Annotated in this window: 16 protein-coding genes; 7 read left to right on the forward strand and 9 right to left on the reverse strand. The window is 59.9% G+C overall.

Annotated features, from left to right (window positions below):
* Positions 1-82: 82 nt before the first annotated feature.
* On the forward strand, positions 83-940 hold the full coding sequence (locus GGE33_RS22980; protein ID WP_183828464.1) for an SDR family NAD(P)-dependent oxidoreductase: 858 nt from the start codon (positions 83-85) through the stop codon (positions 938-940).
* A 70-nt stretch (positions 941-1,010) separates the two neighbouring features.
* Positions 1,011-1,652, forward strand: coding sequence for a LysE family translocator (locus GGE33_RS22985; protein WP_183828467.1), 642 nt, complete (start codon positions 1,011-1,013; stop codon positions 1,650-1,652).
* A 21-nt stretch (positions 1,653-1,673) separates the two neighbouring features.
* Here GGE33_RS22985 and GGE33_RS22990 read toward each other — a convergent pair whose 3' ends face one another.
* The 3 genes from GGE33_RS22990 to GGE33_RS23000 form a co-directional block, all read right to left on the reverse strand.
* Positions 1,674-2,468, reverse strand: a complete 795-nt coding sequence (locus tag GGE33_RS22990) for an ABC transporter ATP-binding protein (protein ID WP_183828470.1) — start codon at positions 2,466-2,468, stop codon at positions 1,674-1,676.
* Positions 2,465-3,376: an ABC transporter permease gene (locus GGE33_RS22995; protein ID WP_183828474.1), complete on the reverse strand. Its 912-nt coding sequence runs from the start codon at positions 3,374-3,376 to the stop codon at positions 2,465-2,467. Before GGE33_RS22995 ends, GGE33_RS22990 begins: the two co-directional genes overlap by 4 nt.
* 69 nt (positions 3,377-3,445) lie before the next feature.
* Positions 3,446-4,399 (reverse strand): ABC transporter substrate-binding protein, encoded by a 954-nt coding sequence (locus tag GGE33_RS23000; protein WP_183828477.1) that lies wholly within the window; start codon positions 4,397-4,399, stop codon positions 3,446-3,448.
* A 263-nt stretch (positions 4,400-4,662) separates the two neighbouring features.
* Between GGE33_RS23000 and GGE33_RS23005 the strand changes: the two genes are divergently transcribed.
* Positions 4,663-5,058 carry a MarR family winged helix-turn-helix transcriptional regulator gene (locus tag GGE33_RS23005; RefSeq protein ID WP_246436409.1) on the forward strand — a complete coding sequence of 132 codons (396 nt, stop codon included), beginning with the start codon at positions 4,663-4,665 and terminating at the stop codon, positions 5,056-5,058.
* Complete coding sequence (locus tag GGE33_RS23010) at positions 5,055-6,923, forward strand: FUSC family protein (RefSeq protein WP_183828483.1); 1,869 nt, start codon at positions 5,055-5,057, stop codon at positions 6,921-6,923. Before GGE33_RS23005 ends, GGE33_RS23010 begins: the two co-directional genes overlap by 4 nt.
* Before the next feature lie 11 nt (positions 6,924-6,934).
* Here the strand turns inward: GGE33_RS23010 and rlmN are convergent, their stop codons facing one another.
* Together rlmN and GGE33_RS23020 are read right to left on the reverse strand one after the other, a co-directional pair.
* The gene (gene rlmN / locus GGE33_RS23015) at positions 6,935-8,179 is read right to left on the reverse strand and encodes a dual-specificity RNA methyltransferase RlmN (RefSeq protein WP_148147817.1); all 1,245 of its coding nucleotides are present in this window, start codon (positions 8,177-8,179) and stop codon (positions 6,935-6,937) included.
* A gap of 218 nt (positions 8,180-8,397) precedes the next feature.
* Positions 8,398-8,901, reverse strand: a complete 504-nt coding sequence (locus GGE33_RS23020; protein WP_183828488.1) for an invasion associated locus B family protein — start codon at positions 8,899-8,901, stop codon at positions 8,398-8,400.
* A 253-nt stretch (positions 8,902-9,154) separates the two neighbouring features.
* On the opposite strand from GGE33_RS23020, the gene GGE33_RS23025 reads away from it, so the two are divergent.
* Positions 9,155-9,715 (forward strand): sigma-70 family RNA polymerase sigma factor, encoded by a 561-nt coding sequence (locus tag GGE33_RS23025; RefSeq protein ID WP_148147815.1) that lies wholly within the window; start codon positions 9,155-9,157, stop codon positions 9,713-9,715.
* Positions 9,716-9,734: 19 nt separating this feature from the next.
* On the opposite strand, the gene GGE33_RS23030 is transcribed toward GGE33_RS23025, so the two are convergent.
* The 4 genes from GGE33_RS23030 to GGE33_RS23045 form a co-directional block, all read right to left on the reverse strand.
* Complete coding sequence (locus tag GGE33_RS23030; protein ID WP_148147814.1) at positions 9,735-10,127, reverse strand: YkvA family protein; 393 nt, start codon at positions 10,125-10,127, stop codon at positions 9,735-9,737.
* A gap of 97 nt (positions 10,128-10,224) precedes the next feature.
* Complete coding sequence (locus GGE33_RS23035; RefSeq protein ID WP_183828490.1) at positions 10,225-10,527, reverse strand: 4a-hydroxytetrahydrobiopterin dehydratase; 303 nt, start codon at positions 10,525-10,527, stop codon at positions 10,225-10,227.
* Positions 10,528-10,557: 30 nt separating this feature from the next.
* Positions 10,558-11,145, reverse strand: a complete 588-nt coding sequence (thpR, locus tag GGE33_RS23040; protein ID WP_183828492.1) for an RNA 2',3'-cyclic phosphodiesterase — start codon at positions 11,143-11,145, stop codon at positions 10,558-10,560.
* Between the two features lie 69 nt (positions 11,146-11,214).
* Positions 11,215-11,865, reverse strand: a complete 651-nt coding sequence (locus GGE33_RS23045) for an arylesterase (protein ID WP_394353685.1) — start codon at positions 11,863-11,865, stop codon at positions 11,215-11,217.
* Between the two features lie 55 nt (positions 11,866-11,920).
* Between GGE33_RS23045 and GGE33_RS23050 the strand changes: the two genes are divergently transcribed.
* Both GGE33_RS23050 and GGE33_RS23055 read left to right on the forward strand, forming a co-directional pair.
* Complete coding sequence (locus GGE33_RS23050; protein ID WP_394353684.1) at positions 11,921-12,652, forward strand: ABC transporter ATP-binding protein; 732 nt, start codon at positions 11,921-11,923, stop codon at positions 12,650-12,652.
* Positions 12,649-15,192, forward strand: coding sequence for an ABC transporter permease (locus GGE33_RS23055; RefSeq protein WP_183828498.1), 2,544 nt, complete (start codon positions 12,649-12,651; stop codon positions 15,190-15,192). Before GGE33_RS23050 ends, GGE33_RS23055 begins: the two co-directional genes overlap by 4 nt.
* Positions 15,193-15,340 lie beyond the last annotated feature (148 nt).

Here is a 15,340-nt window from a genome sequence, read left to right on the forward strand (position 1 = left end):
ATCCCGTCATGTTGACGGGGTAGCGATAGATACCATATCCCCCCGGACCTTTGAACAGCAGCGTCATAGAGGAGACCGACCCATGACCGTTACTCATCCCGCTCTGAAAAAGGACAATGTCGCCGTCATCACCGGAGCCGCTTCCGGCATCGGGCTTGCTGCGGCGAAGGAATTTGCCCGAATGGGTCTCTCCGTCGTGCTTGTCGATTTGGAGGGCGAAAAGCTCGTTGAGGCGACCCGCGAAGTCACAGCACTTGCCGAGGGCGGCGAACATGACGTCGCGGCAATCGGCACCGATGTGTCGAAGCCGGACGAGATCGCAGCGCTCGAACGGGCCGTCATCCAACGTTTCGGCCGCGTCCATGTGCTGATGAACAATGCCGGCATACAGCCCGGCAGCAGCATTTTCGGCCCGCAGGCGAACTGGGAAAATGTGCTCGCCGTCAACCTGATGGGCGTCGTCAACGGCAGCCGCATCTTCGGCCCCGCGATGATCGCCCATGGCGAACCGGCGCTGATCATCAATACCGGCTCCAAGCAGGGCATCACGACGCCACCCGGCGATCCAGCCTATAACGTCTCCAAATCAGGCGTAAAAACCTTCACCGAAGCGCTGCAGCACGAGCTGCGCAACACCGAAGGCTGCCAGGTCTCGGCCCACCTCCTGATCCCCGGCTTCGTCTTCACTCCGCTCGCAGCTAATGGCCGGACGGAAAAACCGGAAGGGGCATGGACCTCGGAGCAGACGGTTGATTTCATGCTCGAAAGCCTCGGGCGCGGCGATTTCTACATTCTCTGCCCCGACAACGATGTCGATCGGGCCACAGACGAGCGACGCATGGCCTGGGCGATCGGCGACGTAATCGAAAACCGCCCACCGCTTTCCCGCTGGCACCCGGATTTTGCCGACGCATCAAAACAATTCATCAACAACCGTTGATTGATCGAATTGGCATAGGCTCGAAAGCCGGATAAACCGGACGAACAATTTCCGGCTTTCGAGAACGATCATGGAATTCCTGCCGAGCCTGCCGACACTCATCGCCTTCACCGCCGCCGGTCTTCTCCTGTCGATCACGCCAGGGCCGGATATGACATTGTCGATCAGCCGCGCGATCAGCGAAGGCCGCAAGACGGCGCTGCTCGTCGTGCTCGGAACGAACTTCGGCATCGTCTGCCACACGCTTCTGGTCGCCTTTGGGATTTCCGCGCTGATCACCGCCTCGCCGACCGCCTTCTTCATCCTGAAGACCGGCGGTGCTGCCTATCTTCTCTGGCTCGCCATCCAGGCAATCCGCTTCGGCTCCAGCCTGTCGGTCGAAAAGGTCGAGCGGCCGCAAAGCAGCCCGTTTGCCAGCATGTCGCTTGGCTTCTGGGTCAATATCCTCAACCCCAAGGTCATCATCTTCTTCATGACCTTCCTGCCGCAATTCGTCTCGGCGCAGGATCCGCATGTCACCGGAAAGCTGATCTTCTTCGGGCTTTATTTCATCGCCATCGGCATGCCGATCAACGTCATCGTCGTGCTGGCTGCAGACAGGCTTTCCGCCTGGCTGCAGGCCAATCCAAAAATCCTGCGCGGCATCGACTACACCTTTGCCGGCGTCTTCTCGATCTTCGCGGCAAAGATCTTCTTCACACAGGCACGCTGACAAATGACGCGCTGACCGGCATTAGCCGATCAGCAATGCGTCGTCGTCCAGCGTTTCGCCGCGCATCTTGCGGAACATGGCGATCAGGTCCTCGACCTGCAGGTCCTTGCGGCTTTCGCCACTGACATCGAGAATAATCTCGCCGCCATGCAGCATGATCGTGCGGTGCCCGAAATCCAGCGCCTGACGCATGGAATGCGTGACCATAAGCGTGGTGAGCTTGCGCTCCGAGACGACGCGCTGGGTAAGATTCATGATGAACTCCGCCATGCCCGGATCGAGCGCCGCCGTATGCTCGTCGAGCAGAAGCACATCCGAACCAGCCATCGTCGCCATGACCAGCGACACCGCCTGGCGCTGACCGCCGGAGAGAAGATCCATGCGGTCCTTCATCCGATTTTCAAGCCCCAAATTAAGTTCGGCAACCCGCTCGCGAAAGAGCTCGCGGCGGCGCGGGCCGAGCGCCGAGTGCAGGCCGCGGATCTCGCCACGGCGTGCCGCAAGAGCAAGATTTTCTTCGATCGACAGGGAGCCGCAGCTGCCCGCCAGCGGATCCTGGAACACGCGGGCGACCAGACCGGCACGCGCGGATGTCGACTTGCGCGTCACATCGGTCTTGCCGATCATCACCTTGCCTTCGTTGGCCAGCACGTCGCCGGCCAGAACCCCGAGCAGGGTCGATTTGCCGGCACCGTTAGAGCCGATCACGGTCACGAATGAGCCTTCCTCGATCGTCAGGTTGACGCCCTTCAGCGCCTCCTTCTGCAGCGGCGTGCCCTTACCGAAGGTGACATGGATATTGCTGAGATCGATCATGACGAAGCTCCCCGGCGCAGGCGCGGCAGAACGAGCGCCACGGCCACCAGAACGGCGGTGACGAGATTGAGGTCGGAGGCCTTGAGGCCAAGTGCATCCGTCGAAAGCGCCAGCTGGATGGCGATGCGATAGAGGATCGAGCCGACAACGCAGCCGATCAACGCCAAGAGGATGCCACGTGCGCCGAACAGCGTCTCGCCGATGATGACGGCGGCCAGACCGACGACGATGGTACCGACACCGGAGGTGACATCGGCAAAACCGTTGGTCTGCGCAAACAATGCACCACCCAGCGCCACAAGCGCATTGGAAAGCGCAAGACCGAGATAGACCTGCCAGCTCGTATCGATGCCCTGCGCCCGCGACATGCGCGGATTGGCGCCGGTCGCGCGCATGGCAAGCCCGGCATCGCTTTCGAGAAAGCGCCAGACGGCGATCACCGCAATCACCACCAGCACGCCGACGAAGAGCGGCCGCACATAGACTTCACGCAGACCAAGGCCGAAGAACGGGCTCAGCATCGTGTCAGCATTGATCAGCGCCACATTCGGCTTTCCCATCACCCGGAGGTTTACGGAAAAGAGTGCGATCATCGTCAGGATCGACGCGAGCAGGTTGAGGATGCGGAAACGCACGTTGAGAAACGCCGTCATAATACCGGCGGCGGCACCGGCCAGCATGGCGGCCAAGGCTGCAAGCCACGGATTGATGCCGAGGGTAATCAGCACGGCCGCAACCGCAGCACCGAGCGGAAACGACCCGTCGACCGTGAGATCGGGAAAATCGAGCACGCGGAAGGCAAGAAATACACCGATGGCGACAAAGGCGAAAACCAGCCCGAGTTCCACTGCGCCCCAGAAGGCGATCTGACTAAGCACCTTGTCGTGCTCCCCTTTTATCCGTCGCATAGCGCGCCGGTTGGTCGTCGGTCACACCGGATGACGATGATATCACCCGGTGCGTTGATGAGAGGCGGTTTATTCGACCGTGCGCGTGGCGCGCGAAACGATGGCCTCAGGCAGCGTCACGCCCATGCGGGTTGCAGCACCCTTGTTGATGACGAGATCGGTACCGACAGCAACGGTCACCGGAATATCGCCGGGAGCCTCACCCTTGAGGATACGGGCAACGATCGCGCCGGTCTGCTTGCCGACATCGTAATAGTTGAAGCCGAGAGCGGCAACGGCACCACGATCGACCGAGCCGGTATCGGCGGCATAAAGCGGGATCTTGGCTTCTTCGGCAACACCGACAGCTGCCTCGAAAGCCGAAACGATCGTGTTGTCGGTCGGGATGTAGAAGACATCGGCGCGGCCGACGAGACCGCGGGCAGCGCCCTGCACTTCAGCGGACTTTGTCGCAACCGATTCCACCACCGTCATGCCGTTCTTGGCAGCTTCTTCCTTCAACGCCGCGAGGATCGAAACCGAGTTGGTTTCAGCCGTGTTGTAAAGGAAACCGATCGACTTCGCGTTCGGCGAGATTTCCTTGATCAGCTTGATATGCTCGGCAACCGGCGACATGTCCGAAAGACCGGTGACGTTGCGACCGGGCTTTGCCACATCCTTGACCAGCTGCGCGCCGACCGGATCGGAAACCGCAGTAAAGACAACCGGAATATCGCGAGTTGCGGAAACGACGGCCTGGGCCGAAGGCGTGGAGATCGGCACGATGACGCTCGGCTCTTCGCCGACGAACTGGCGAGCGATCTGCGCGGCCGTGCCGGGATTGCCCTGCGCGGACTCATACAGGAACTTCAGGTTCTCGCCGTCCTTGTAGCCGGCCTCGGCCAGTGCTGCCTTCACGCCGTCACGAGCGGCATCGAGTGCAGGATGTTCGACGATCGCCGTCACGGCGACGGTAACGTCGGCAGCTTTTGCAGGCATGGCGAGAGCCGTCGCTGCAGCAAGGGCAAGAATGAAAGCGCGCATAGGTTTCCTCCGGGCGATTTTTAGCTTTTTGGCTTCTTAGGGAGCCGGGCAGCCGAAATCAACAAACACCTGACCGCAGCGACTGATCCGCGACACACCGACACCTGCTTTCGGCAGCCATGCAACAATTGCATCACACCAAGTCGGCAAATTCGCTTGCGTGAAAAATACTTTTAATCCAAATAATTTGAATGCACAGAAAATCAAATGATCCAAAAGCCGTATTCGGCGGCACCGTTGTCGTGTTTGCCAGAAGGTGGCGCATGTTCATCGATGAAAAGCTGGCGGAAAGCGGCCTGACGGACGCCAGCTGGACACCGCTGATCTACCTGCACCGGCTGGGTGACGGCCTGCTTCAGAAGGAACTCGCCGCCGCTTCCGGCCTCGACGAATCCAGCCTCGTGCGGCTGATCGATATCCTGTCGAAACGCGGCCTTCTCGAACGCCGGATCGATCCGGACGACCGCCGCGCACGCAGGCTCCATCTCACCGAAGAAGGCAGGAAGACGGCCTGTGCCATCCGCGCACAGCTCGTGGCGCTGGAAAAAGACCTGCTCGACGATTTCAGCGACGAGGACATTGCAGCCATGCTGCACATCTGCGAACGCGTCGAGGAGAAAATGGAGAAGGCTAAAGCCGGAATGAAGACTGAATCATGAGAGCGCTTTCCGCCATGTTCGATATCGACCCGGCCCGGTTACGCTTCACCGCGCGCACAGCGATCGCAGCCTGCTTGGCGCTGGTGATCGGCACTCTCATCGGCCTTGATCATCCGCAATGGGCAGCGATGACTGTCTGGATTACTGCCCTGCCGACACAGGGCCAGCGGCTGGAGCGGAGCCTGGCCCGTGTCGTAGGCACCATCGCCGGTGCGCTGGCAGGTGTCGGCCTTATGGTTTTGGCCGGCAATGATCCGCTTGGCATCATCATCGGGCTTTTGCTCTGGCTTGGATTGTGTTCAGGGATCGGGAACCTGATTACAGGCCCCGCATCCTATGTCAGTCTTCTCGCCGGCTATTCCGCGGCGATGGTAGCACTCCTCGGCTACGGCCACGAAAGCTCGCTTTTACTGCTCGCGATCGATCGGATAGCAACAATCTGCCTCGGCGGCGCGGTGGGTACGATCGTCGCCCTGGCCTTTTCTCCCAAGCCTCAGCCAGTCGACATTTCCAAGCGTGTGAAAACAGTCATGTGCGAATGCCTCGACCATATAGTCGCGGGAGCAAGCGACAAGGCCGAACGCACACGCCTGATTCTGGAAATTACTGCACTGGATGAAAACCTCGACATAGCATCTGCCGGTTCGATTGGCGTTCGCCGAAAAGCCCGGGACATCCGCAGTCTCCTATCCGCTCTCACTGAACTGCTTCTGGATACACAATCGCCAAGCCATCCAAGCCCTGAAGGGGCACGGATGACACCTCTGGAGCAGAATGACATACCCGAACGATTGCAACTGATGGCAGACGAGCTGGAGGCGGATAAACCGTATCAGGCAAACCTGTTGAAAGCATTGGCGCCGCTCTGGCAGCGCGCGAACCGAACAGCGGCAACGATCGGTCCGGTAGCGGATCGCCACCGGCTTCCGCTTCCGCATCACGACTGGATAGGTGCCCGTTATGCGGCATTCAGATCAATGAGCGCAGTTGCGGCAACCGGGCTGGTTTGGATCCTCACGGGCTGGGCACTCGGACCCTACATGGTCATGGGCGCAGCAATTATGACCTCGGTCTTCTCGACCTTCCCGAATCCCGGTCTGCAAATGCGCTGGGTCGTCGGAGGCTCGATCAGTGGTGCCCTAGCTGCAGTGCTGGCTCATCTCTTCATTTTACCTATGGCAGGCAGCGTCACTATCGCCGCCCTGCTTACAATGCCTCTGATCCTTCTCGGCATGTTCGTCATGGCTCATCGCCGCGTCGGACTGGCTGGCATGGAATACAATCTCATTTACCTGCTGATGATGAATCCGACCGTGCCGGCGGATCCTGAGCTTGGTCATGTACTGTTGCAGGCCTCCGCTGTCCTGCTCGGCCCGGTCAGCGCCTATCTCGCCTTCGTCGCCCTGCCCGTCGACACCCGCCGCCGGCTGGATTTCGTCATCAGGCTGATGGTGCATGAGCTGACCGCCATAGCCGGGGGCGCATTCGACAAGCCCGGGCGCCACCTGCATTGGCGCATGCGCATCTATCATCGCCTTGTCACGCTCGTTCGCTGGAGCGAACGCAGCGGAAACGGAGGAGACTTTGCCGTGAATGGCGGCATGGGAACTCTGCTCATCGGAAACAGTCTACACGCAATCCGCAGCATGATGGAGGAGCCTGACGTTGATGCCGGCTCGAAACGCGCGCTTCGCGCAACGTTGTTAAGCGTTGCCCACCTGTCACGAAAACCCGATCGTGTCGTGAGAGCTTTCAAGAGGGCAGCAGCAAAACTGCAGGCGACATATCCGCAAGATGCCAGCCGATTGAGCGAGACGGCCGCTCTCGTCGCGGCCAATCAGGATTTCTTTCGCCGGGCTGGCTGAGCCCAAAAGGCTCAGTCGTCGTCCTCACCGTGGCCGGCGATCATCATCGCCTCGAAGGCCAGACGCTCGGTCTTGCGCATGCGTTCAGATTCCGACTTCAGCTGGCCGCAGGCAGCGAGAATATCGCGACCGCGCGGCGTGCGGATCGGGGAAGCATAACCTGCCGCATTGATGAAATCTGCGAACTTTTCGATCGTCGCCCAGTCGGAGCACTGGTAGTTGGTGCCCGGCCACGGGTTGAACGGGATGAGGTTGATCTTCGCCGGAATGCCTTTCAACAGCTGAACCATCAGCTTGGCGTCTTCCAGACTGTCATTGACGTCCTTCAGCATCACATATTCGAAGGTGATGCGGCGGGCATTCGACAGGCTCGGATAGGCGCGGCAGGCGTCGAGCAGTTCCTTCAGCGGATATTTCTTGTTGATCGGAACCAGCATATCGCGCAGCTCGTCGCGCACCGCATGCAGCGAAATCGCCAGCATGACGCCGATCTCTTCGCCCGTCCGGTAGATTTCCGGCACGACACCCGAAGTCGACAATGTCACGCGACGCTTCGACAGCGACAGACCGTCACCATCGGTAGCGATCAGCAGCGCGGTCTTGACGCTCTCGAAATTGTAGAGCGGCTCGCCCATGCCCATCATCACGATATTGGTGACCTTGCGGTCGCCTGTCGGAACGAAAGCGCCCGGCGGCGTGTCGGCGCCCGGAAAATCGCCCAGACGATCGCGCGCCAACAGAAGCTGCGACAGGATTTCTTCCGCCGTCAGGTTGCGCACCAGCTTCTGCGTGCCGGTGTGACAGAAGGAACAGGTGAGCGTGCAGCCGACCTGACTGGAAATGCACAACGTGCCGCGGCCTTCTTCCGGAATATAGACGGTCTCGATCTCGACCGGACGACCGGCACCGCGCGACGGGAAGCGCAACAGCCACTTGCGGGTGCCGTCATTCGAGATCTGCTCCTCGACGATTTCCGGGCGGGCAATAGTGAAATGCTCCTTCAGCATCTCACGCATGTCCTTGGCGACATTGGTCATCGCATCGAAATCGGAGACGCCGCGGATATAGAGCCAGTGCCACAGCTGGTTGACGCGCATGCGCAGCTGCTTTTCCGGCACGCCCTTCTCATGCAGGGCTTTCGCCATCTGCGGCCGCGTCAGGCCGATCAGCGAGGGCTTGGATGTGAAAAGATCCGGATTGGCAACCAGCGGCTTCTTGGCGATGGCACCGGGGGCAATGGCCTCTGTGACTGACATATTCTATCCCGTTCGAGCACATGCACATCGCCACCGCTTAGGTAGGCGGAAGGGCTGGGGCATGTCTGTGCGTGAAACCTGTATCGGTCGTGGCAACATCAGGCCCGACCATGTTGGCGCGGGCTTTAGCATCAAAATAGGCCGGCGTCACCCTGTCTTCAACAAACACTAAAGGCCGGTCGAACGACCGGCCTCCGCTTAAATCGACGGCGTGCCGCTTACTTGCAGGTTTCGATTTGCTTCAGTGCAGCCGAAATGCCCTGCAGAGAATAGGCGTAATTGGTTTTCGTGCCACGGCCGGAAACGGCGCTGACGCTCATATTGTGGCCGGTCTTCATCGCGTTGACGAGTGCCGGCTCTTCCGCCGCATTCTCGACCCAGGCAGCCTTTTCCTTGGTGAACATGGTAAAATTCTTGCCGTCGATGGTGACCGTCACCTTCGAATTGGCCTGCAGCGGATAACCGACCATTGCCTGCGGCTCATAGGAAACGCTCTGGCCCGGACGTTGCGACACGATGAAGAAAATGTCACCGTGATCGACGCTGGCAGGTTCCTTGGTGGTCGGAACGGAAAGGACATAGCAGACCGTGCTGTTGCCGGACTTGTACGAATAGGCACCCCATGCCTTGAATTGCTGGATGCGGGTCGGCGTCTGAGCCGAGGCGATGCCTGCGCTTACGAAGGTAAGAGCAAGGGCGAGTGCGACTGTGCGTGCGGACATGGTTTCCTGCCGAGTTTTGTTATACGTGACGCTTCAACGGTAAGGGTGGGTGAAGCGGGCCATGATCTGGTTCATTTTGACTTAATTCTGGTTACCAATCCGTCAACATTGGAATTGGTTGCGCGCTCGCTGTAATGTGCTGTCAATGACACAAGGAATAGGGCAACAGTTTGTCCTCTTCCAAACTCACGCAATGACATTAGTATGGTTGCATAGATGCGAATCTAGGCTTTGAAAGAATTGCGTAGTTTGGATGCAGGGTGACGATCGGGACTACTTTGCGCGCTTGACCAGGGCTGTCGCCATGGAGCGTGATCAGGCAGCCTTTGGCGTGCTCTTCGATCACTTTGCGCCCCGATTGAAAACCTGGCTGATGAGCCAGCGAATTCCCGTCGATGAAGCGGAAGAGCTTGTCCAGGAAGTGATGACCGTACTCTGGCATCGTGCGTCCCTCTACGACCCGCAAAAATCCTCGCTTTCTACCTGGCTGTACCGCATCGCGCGCAATCGCCGCCTGGATGCGCAGCGGCGCGCCAAGGGCAAGGATGCGCTCGGTGATGCGCAGTGGCAGATGATGGATATGCAGGCGACCGACTTGCTTGTCGAAGTCAAAGAACGCGACGCACGGGTGCGTGAGGCCCTGAGTAGGATACCGGGCGAACAGATGGAACTGGTCAAGGCCGCCTTTTTCCTCGGCCAAACTCACACAGAAATTGCCGAGGCTACCGGTCTTCCGCTCGGCACGGTGAAATCCCGCATCCGGCTTGCGTTCCGGCATTTGCGCCGCGCGCTCGAAGACGCGGTGCCGCCGTAAGACTGCATCTGGCCCCAGATCATGCCCGAGCTTTTGCGATATCGGGATCGTCGGCGAGAACCTGATCCGCCGCGTCATAATGGCGATCGGCGATATGGCCCTGTATCAATCTCAGCGCCGCCGCCAGTACCGCGACGTCATCGGTAAAGCCGACCATGACGAACATATCCGGCACCAGATCGAAGGGCAGCACGAAATAGGCGAGTGCCGCCAGAAGCACACCGCGCACTCTGGTCGGTGTCTTCGGATCGACAGCGCAGTAATAGGCAGCCACCAAATCCCGGCTGAACGGCACGAACTTCACCGCCCGCTTCAGCGTCGGCCAGAATTTTGCACGCACCTGCTTTTCGCGACGATCCTGGGTGTCATCGTCGCCGGGCAGGAGAATTTCACCGATCTTTACGTCGTCCATGAGCGCTCCGTTGGAGACCTTCATCGATTTCACGTTTTCTATATGGAGAGCGACAATGGTCTTTCAAAGGCGCCAGTATCTCAAAGGCGGCGGCCTTTCAAAGGCGCCGCCCCCAGGCCTGGTCCATCATTGCGGCGAGGCGGAAATCACGGTCGGTCAACTGCTTCCTCGCATGCGTCGTCAATTTGACATCCACGCGGGAATAACTGTTGCTCCAGTCGGGATGATGATCGAGCTTTTCCGCAGCCAACGCGCATTCTGTCATGAAACCGAATGCCTCGGCAAAAGATCGGAATTTGAAGCATTTGCGAATAGCAAGACCATCCGCCGAAAGCTCCCAGCCTTCGAGCTTGGCCAACTCCCGGCTGACCTCGTCCGGTTCCAGCAATTCGTAACTCATGGGCGCAACGCCCTTTCAGAAACAGCTCTCTTAGAAATAGCTCTTCGCCGTTTCCGCGTCACTATATTCGTAGGCGTAACTGTCATCCCTCAAGGAAAAGATCTCTTCGGTCACATATGGACCTCCGCCGACGGATTCCTTTGAAGACAGGAGCACGAAACGCGAGACCTTGAACGGCGCGGTATGAAAATTGCCCCGGCCCGAGAGGTAGTGCACCACGTCGTCGAGACGGCAGTGCTTCAATCTTGCAAGTGTCACATGCGGCATGAACTTGCGCGGATCGGGCGGCAGTGCGATCCGCTGGCAGATCCGCTCGATTTCGGCCTGCAGCGCCAGCATATCTGGAGAAATTGAGACACCGGCCCAGATAGAATGCGGCTTCTTCGATCCGAAAGAGCCGATACCTGTCAGTTGCGCCTGGAATTCGGGCCGGTCGATCCGGTCCAGCCGATCAACGATCTCGTCGGCGGTACGGTTGTCGACATCGCCGATGAAGCGCAGGGTGATATGATAATTCTCGACGTCGATCCATCGCGCGCCCGGTATTCCACCCCGAAGGAGGGACAGGCTCAAGGCAACATGGCGCGGGACTTCGAGGGCGGTGAAAAGTCTCGGCATACGCAGAACCTCCTCGAATCTCTAGCAGATATCAATAGCGGAACACGCAATCTCGTTCCGTGCAAGTTGTTATTTTGTGGCCGAACCGATCTCCCCCAAAAATGATTCCACCATGGGGAGAGTACGCTCGACCATCACGGCCACGCCCTTTGCGTTCGGATGCATTCCGTCTTCGAGCTGCATGCCCGGCACGGTCGTGACCCCGTCGAGAAAGAATGGATAGAGCGGCACGGCATGTTTTTCGGCGAGCCGTTTGTAGATCGGGTTGAACTTTTCCGCATAGTCGCCCCCCATGTTCGGTGGCGCCAGAATGCCGGCCAGGAGAACCTTGATGCCGCGTTCCTTCAGCCGCGTCAGCATAGCATCGAGGTTCTTTTCCGATTGTTCCGGCGCAATGCCGCGCAGCGCATCATTAGCGCCGAGTTCGAGAATGACGCCGCTCGTCCCGTCCGGAACCGACCAGTCGATGCGCGAAAGTCCGCCGGATGTCGTATCACCCGAAACGCCCGCATTGGTGATCGTCACATTCAGCCCCTTGGCTTTCAGCGCCGCTTCCAGCTGGGCCGTATAGGACTCCGAGGGCGCGAGCTGATATCCGGCCATCAGGCTGTCGCCGAAACCAACCAGATTGATCGCCTTCTCCTGCGCTCTCGCCGAACCTGAGCCGGCAAAGAGAGCAACCATGACGATGAAGTGAAGAAGGCTTGCTTTAAAACTCAACTCACGTCTCCTAGATTTCTACAACTGCGCTGCAGCAAAAGCCCGGCACTACTCCATGGATATAGGGTTATTCGCTTTGACTGAAACCGTTATCGACCTCAAAAATGCCGACCTCACTCTCGGAAGCGCTGCAGCCTCCGTCCATGTACTGAAAGGCATCGACCTGACGATCGCAGCCGGCGAAGCCGTCGGCATCATCGGCCCGTCCGGTTCCGGCAAGTCGACCCTGCTGATGGTTCTGGCCGGTCTCGAACGGTTGGACAGCGGCGAGATCTTCATCAAGGGCGAGCCCCTTCACAGCTTTTCCGAGGACGTTCTGGCGGAATTCCGCGGCCGCAACATCGGCATCGTCTTCCAGTCCTTCCATCTGATCGCCAACATGACGGCGCTGGAAAACGTCGCCGTGCCGCTGGAGCTCGCCGGCGTTTCCGACGCCTTCGACATTGCCAGGCGCGAATTGACGGCGGTTGGCCTGGGCGAAAGGCTCAGCCACTATCCCGGCCAGCTTTCCGGTGGCGAACAGCAGCGCGTGGCGATCGCCCGTGCACTCGCCCCCTCGCCCGCGCTGCTGATCGCCGACGAGCCGACCGGTAATCTCGATACCGAAACAGGAAGGCAGATCGCCGATCTTTTGTTTTCAAAGCAGGCCGAGCGCGGCATGACGCTGCTTCTCGTCACCCACGACAACAGTCTTGCGGCTCGCTGCTCGCGCCAGATCCGCGTAAGATCCGGCGAAATCGTCGAGGATAGCGCCGACCGCACCGCCGGTCAGGCGGTGTCGGCATGAGTGCGGCGATCGCCCGTATCTCCATCGCCTTCCGTCTGGCGCTGCGCGAAATGCGCGGCGGTCTCGGCGGCTTCTACATTTTCCTCGCCTGTATCGCACTTGGAACCGGAGCGATCGCGACCGTCAATTCCGTCTCGACGGCGATCACCGGTGCAATTGCCAATCAGGGCCAGGCACTGCTCGCCGGCGACATGCGCTTCGAACTCAACAACCGCGAAGCCAGCGAAAAGGAACGTGCCTTCCTTGATGGCCTCGGTGAAGTTAGCGTCTCGACCGGCTTGCGCTCGATGGCGCGGATGCCGGACGGCTCCGGCCAGGCGCTGGTCGAGGTCAAGGGTGTCGACGGCGCTTACCCGCTCTACGGGCAGATGCAGACCGATCCTCAGCAGCCGATTGACCAGCTTCTGGCACAACAGGGAAATACCTTCGGTGCCGTCGCCGCGCCGCTGCTTCTGGAGCGGCTGGGCCTTTCGGTCGGCGACGAACTCCTTCTGGGAAATACCCGCCTTGTGCTTAAAGGCACGATCGTCAATGAGCCCGACGCCCTTTCCGATGGTTTCGGTTTTGCACCAAGGCTGATGATCAGCGGAGATGCCCTCGCCGCATCCGGCCTGATCACCATCGGCAGCCTTGTTGAGCATTCTTACAAGATTCGTCTCGAGGACCCCTCGACCCGATCCGCAATCGTCACCCGCGCAAACCGTGATTTCCCCGATGCCGGCTGGTCGGTGCGCACCAGCGATCGCGCCGCGCCTTCGCTTGCCGAAAATATCGACCGTTTCTCGCAATTCCTCACGCTTGTCGGCCTCACGGCTCTCATCGTAGGCGGCGTCGGCATCGCCAATGCGGTGCGCGCTTTCCTCGATGCCAAACGGACGACCATCGCCACATTCAAATGCCTCGGCGCTCCGGCCTCGGTCGTGACGATGATCTATCTTTTCCAGATCATGCTTCTGGCCGCGATCGGAATTGTCGTCGGCCTCGTGATCGGCGCGATCTCGCCCTTCATCGCCTTCCGTTATCTCGAAGGCGTGCTGCCCGTTCCCGAACAAGCAACCATCTATGGCGGCGCTCTGGCGATAGCGTCCGCCTTCGGCCTGCTCGTCACCTTCGCCTTCACCATCCTGCCACTCGGCCACGCGCGGGAAGTGCCGGCAACGGCGCTGTTCCGTGAACAGGGTTTCGAGGCAAGGCGCCTGCCGTCATGGCCCTATCTGCTCGCAGCCGGAGCGGCACTCGCGGCACTCGCGGCGCTGGCTATCTTCTGGGCCGACGACCGGCGCATCGCCTCCGTCTTCCTTGTCGCGGTTGCCGGAGCCTTCCTTCTGCTGCGAGTGGTCGCCGCCGGCATTGCGGCGCTTGCCCGACGGAGCCCGCGAGTCAACTCGCCCGCCCTCCGCCTGGCGATCGGAAACATTCACCGCCCCGGCGCACTGACGCCATCCGTCGTATTGTCGCTCGGCCTCGGTCTCGCGCTGCTCGTGACACTGGCGCTGATCGACGGCAACATGCGCAATCAGCTGACCGGGCGCATCACCCAAGGGGCGCCGAACTTCTTCTTCGTCGACGTCCAGAGCGCCGAAGTCGACGGCTTCCGGCAGCTGTTGAAGACGCAGGCTCCCGAAGGAAAGGTCTTCGAGGTTCCGATGCTGCGCGGGCGCATTCTCGCCTTCAATGGCAAGGACGTCAGCCAGATGAACGTCCCGCCGGAAGGCCGCTGGGTTCTGCGCGGCGACCGCGGCATTACCTACGCGAAGAACAAGCCGGAAAGCTCGACGCTGACCGCTGGCGAATGGTGGCCGGAAGATTATGACGGCGAACCCCTCGTCTCCTTCTCTGCGGAAGAGGCGGGCGAACTTGGCCTGAAGCTCGGCGACACCGTCACCGTCAATGTTCTCGGCCGCAACATTACCGCAAAAATCGCCAGTTTTCGCAATGTCGAGTGGGAATCGCTCTCGATCAATTTCGTCATGGTCTTTTCGCCCAACACTTTCCGCGGCGCGCCCCACGCCTGGCTGGCAACCTTGACTGAGCCATCAGCTTCTGCAGCGAAGGAAGCCGAAATCCTGAGAACAGTAACCACGGCCTATCCGACGATCACAAGCGTCAGGGTCAAGGATGCGATCGACCTGGTCGATCAGCTGGTGGGTCAGCTTGCAACCGCCATCCGGGCGGCAGCGGCAGTCGCGCTCGTCGCGTCGGTTCTGGTCCTGGCCGGCGCGCTCGCCGCCGGCAACCGAGCCCGCACCCATGATGCGGTCGTGCTGAAGACGCTCGGCGGTACCCGCCGCATGCTGATGCGTGCCTTCGGTTACGAATACCTGATCCTCGGCACGGCGACCGCGGTCTTCGCACTGCTTGCCGGCGGATTGTCGGCCTGGTTCGTGGTTGCTCGCATCATGCGCATGCCATCCTCCTTCCTGCCGGACGTCGCAGTACTCACGCTTGTGATCTCGCTGGTTCTGACGGTCGGTATCGGCCTTATTGGCACCTGGCGCATTCTCGGCCAGAAGGCGGCTCCGGTGTTGCGGGAACTCTAGGGTCATTCCAGCATAAGCCAGAACCGGCTTTGCGTCCGGGGTTACACCAAAACAAAGAGATAGGACGGTTTCGCGGTTCGGAGAAGCGTGAAAACGCCCTGGTCACTCAGGGGTTGCAAAATACCGGAAATATCCGTCGAATTCGCGC

This window comes from Aliirhizobium cellulosilyticum (genome assembly GCF_014198105.1).
Lineage (GTDB): Bacteria > Pseudomonadota > Alphaproteobacteria > Rhizobiales > Rhizobiaceae > Neorhizobium > Neorhizobium cellulosilyticum.

Bases quoted from the DNA above. Each gene is read 5' to 3' on its own strand.
- GGE33_RS23010 (WP_183828483.1), top strand. From the start codon at position 5,055: ATGAGAGCGCTTTCCGCCATGTTCGATATCGACCCGGCCCGGTTACGC.
- GGE33_RS23020 (WP_183828488.1), bottom strand. From the start codon at position 8,901: ATGTCCGCACGCACAGTCGCACTCGCCCTTGCTCTTACCTTCGTAAGC.
- GGE33_RS23050 (WP_394353684.1), top strand. From the start codon at position 11,921: ATGGATATAGGGTTATTCGCTTTGACTGAAACCGTTATCGACCTCAAA.
- GGE33_RS23030 (WP_148147814.1), bottom strand. From the start codon at position 10,127: ATGGACGACGTAAAGATCGGTGAAATTCTCCTGCCCGGCGACGATGAC.
- GGE33_RS23005 (WP_246436409.1), top strand. From the start codon at position 4,663: ATGTTCATCGATGAAAAGCTGGCGGAAAGCGGCCTGACGGACGCCAGC.
- GGE33_RS23000 (WP_183828477.1), bottom strand. From the start codon at position 4,399: ATGCGCGCTTTCATTCTTGCCCTTGCTGCAGCGACGGCTCTCGCCATG.
- rlmN (WP_148147817.1), bottom strand. From the start codon at position 8,179: ATGTCAGTCACAGAGGCCATTGCCCCCGGTGCCATCGCCAAGAAGCCG.
- GGE33_RS23025 (WP_148147815.1), top strand. From the start codon at position 9,155: ATGCAGGGTGACGATCGGGACTACTTTGCGCGCTTGACCAGGGCTGTC.
- GGE33_RS22980 (WP_183828464.1), top strand. From the start codon at position 83: ATGACCGTTACTCATCCCGCTCTGAAAAAGGACAATGTCGCCGTCATC.
- GGE33_RS22995 (WP_183828474.1), bottom strand. From the start codon at position 3,376: ATGCGACGGATAAAAGGGGAGCACGACAAGGTGCTTAGTCAGATCGCC.
- GGE33_RS22985 (WP_183828467.1), top strand. From the start codon at position 1,011: ATGGAATTCCTGCCGAGCCTGCCGACACTCATCGCCTTCACCGCCGCC.
- GGE33_RS23035 (WP_183828490.1), bottom strand. From the start codon at position 10,527: ATGAGTTACGAATTGCTGGAACCGGACGAGGTCAGCCGGGAGTTGGCC.
- GGE33_RS22990 (WP_183828470.1), bottom strand. From the start codon at position 2,468: ATGATCGATCTCAGCAATATCCATGTCACCTTCGGTAAGGGCACGCCG.
- thpR (WP_183828492.1), bottom strand. From the start codon at position 11,145: ATGCCGAGACTTTTCACCGCCCTCGAAGTCCCGCGCCATGTTGCCTTG.
- GGE33_RS23055 (WP_183828498.1), top strand. From the start codon at position 12,649: ATGAGTGCGGCGATCGCCCGTATCTCCATCGCCTTCCGTCTGGCGCTG.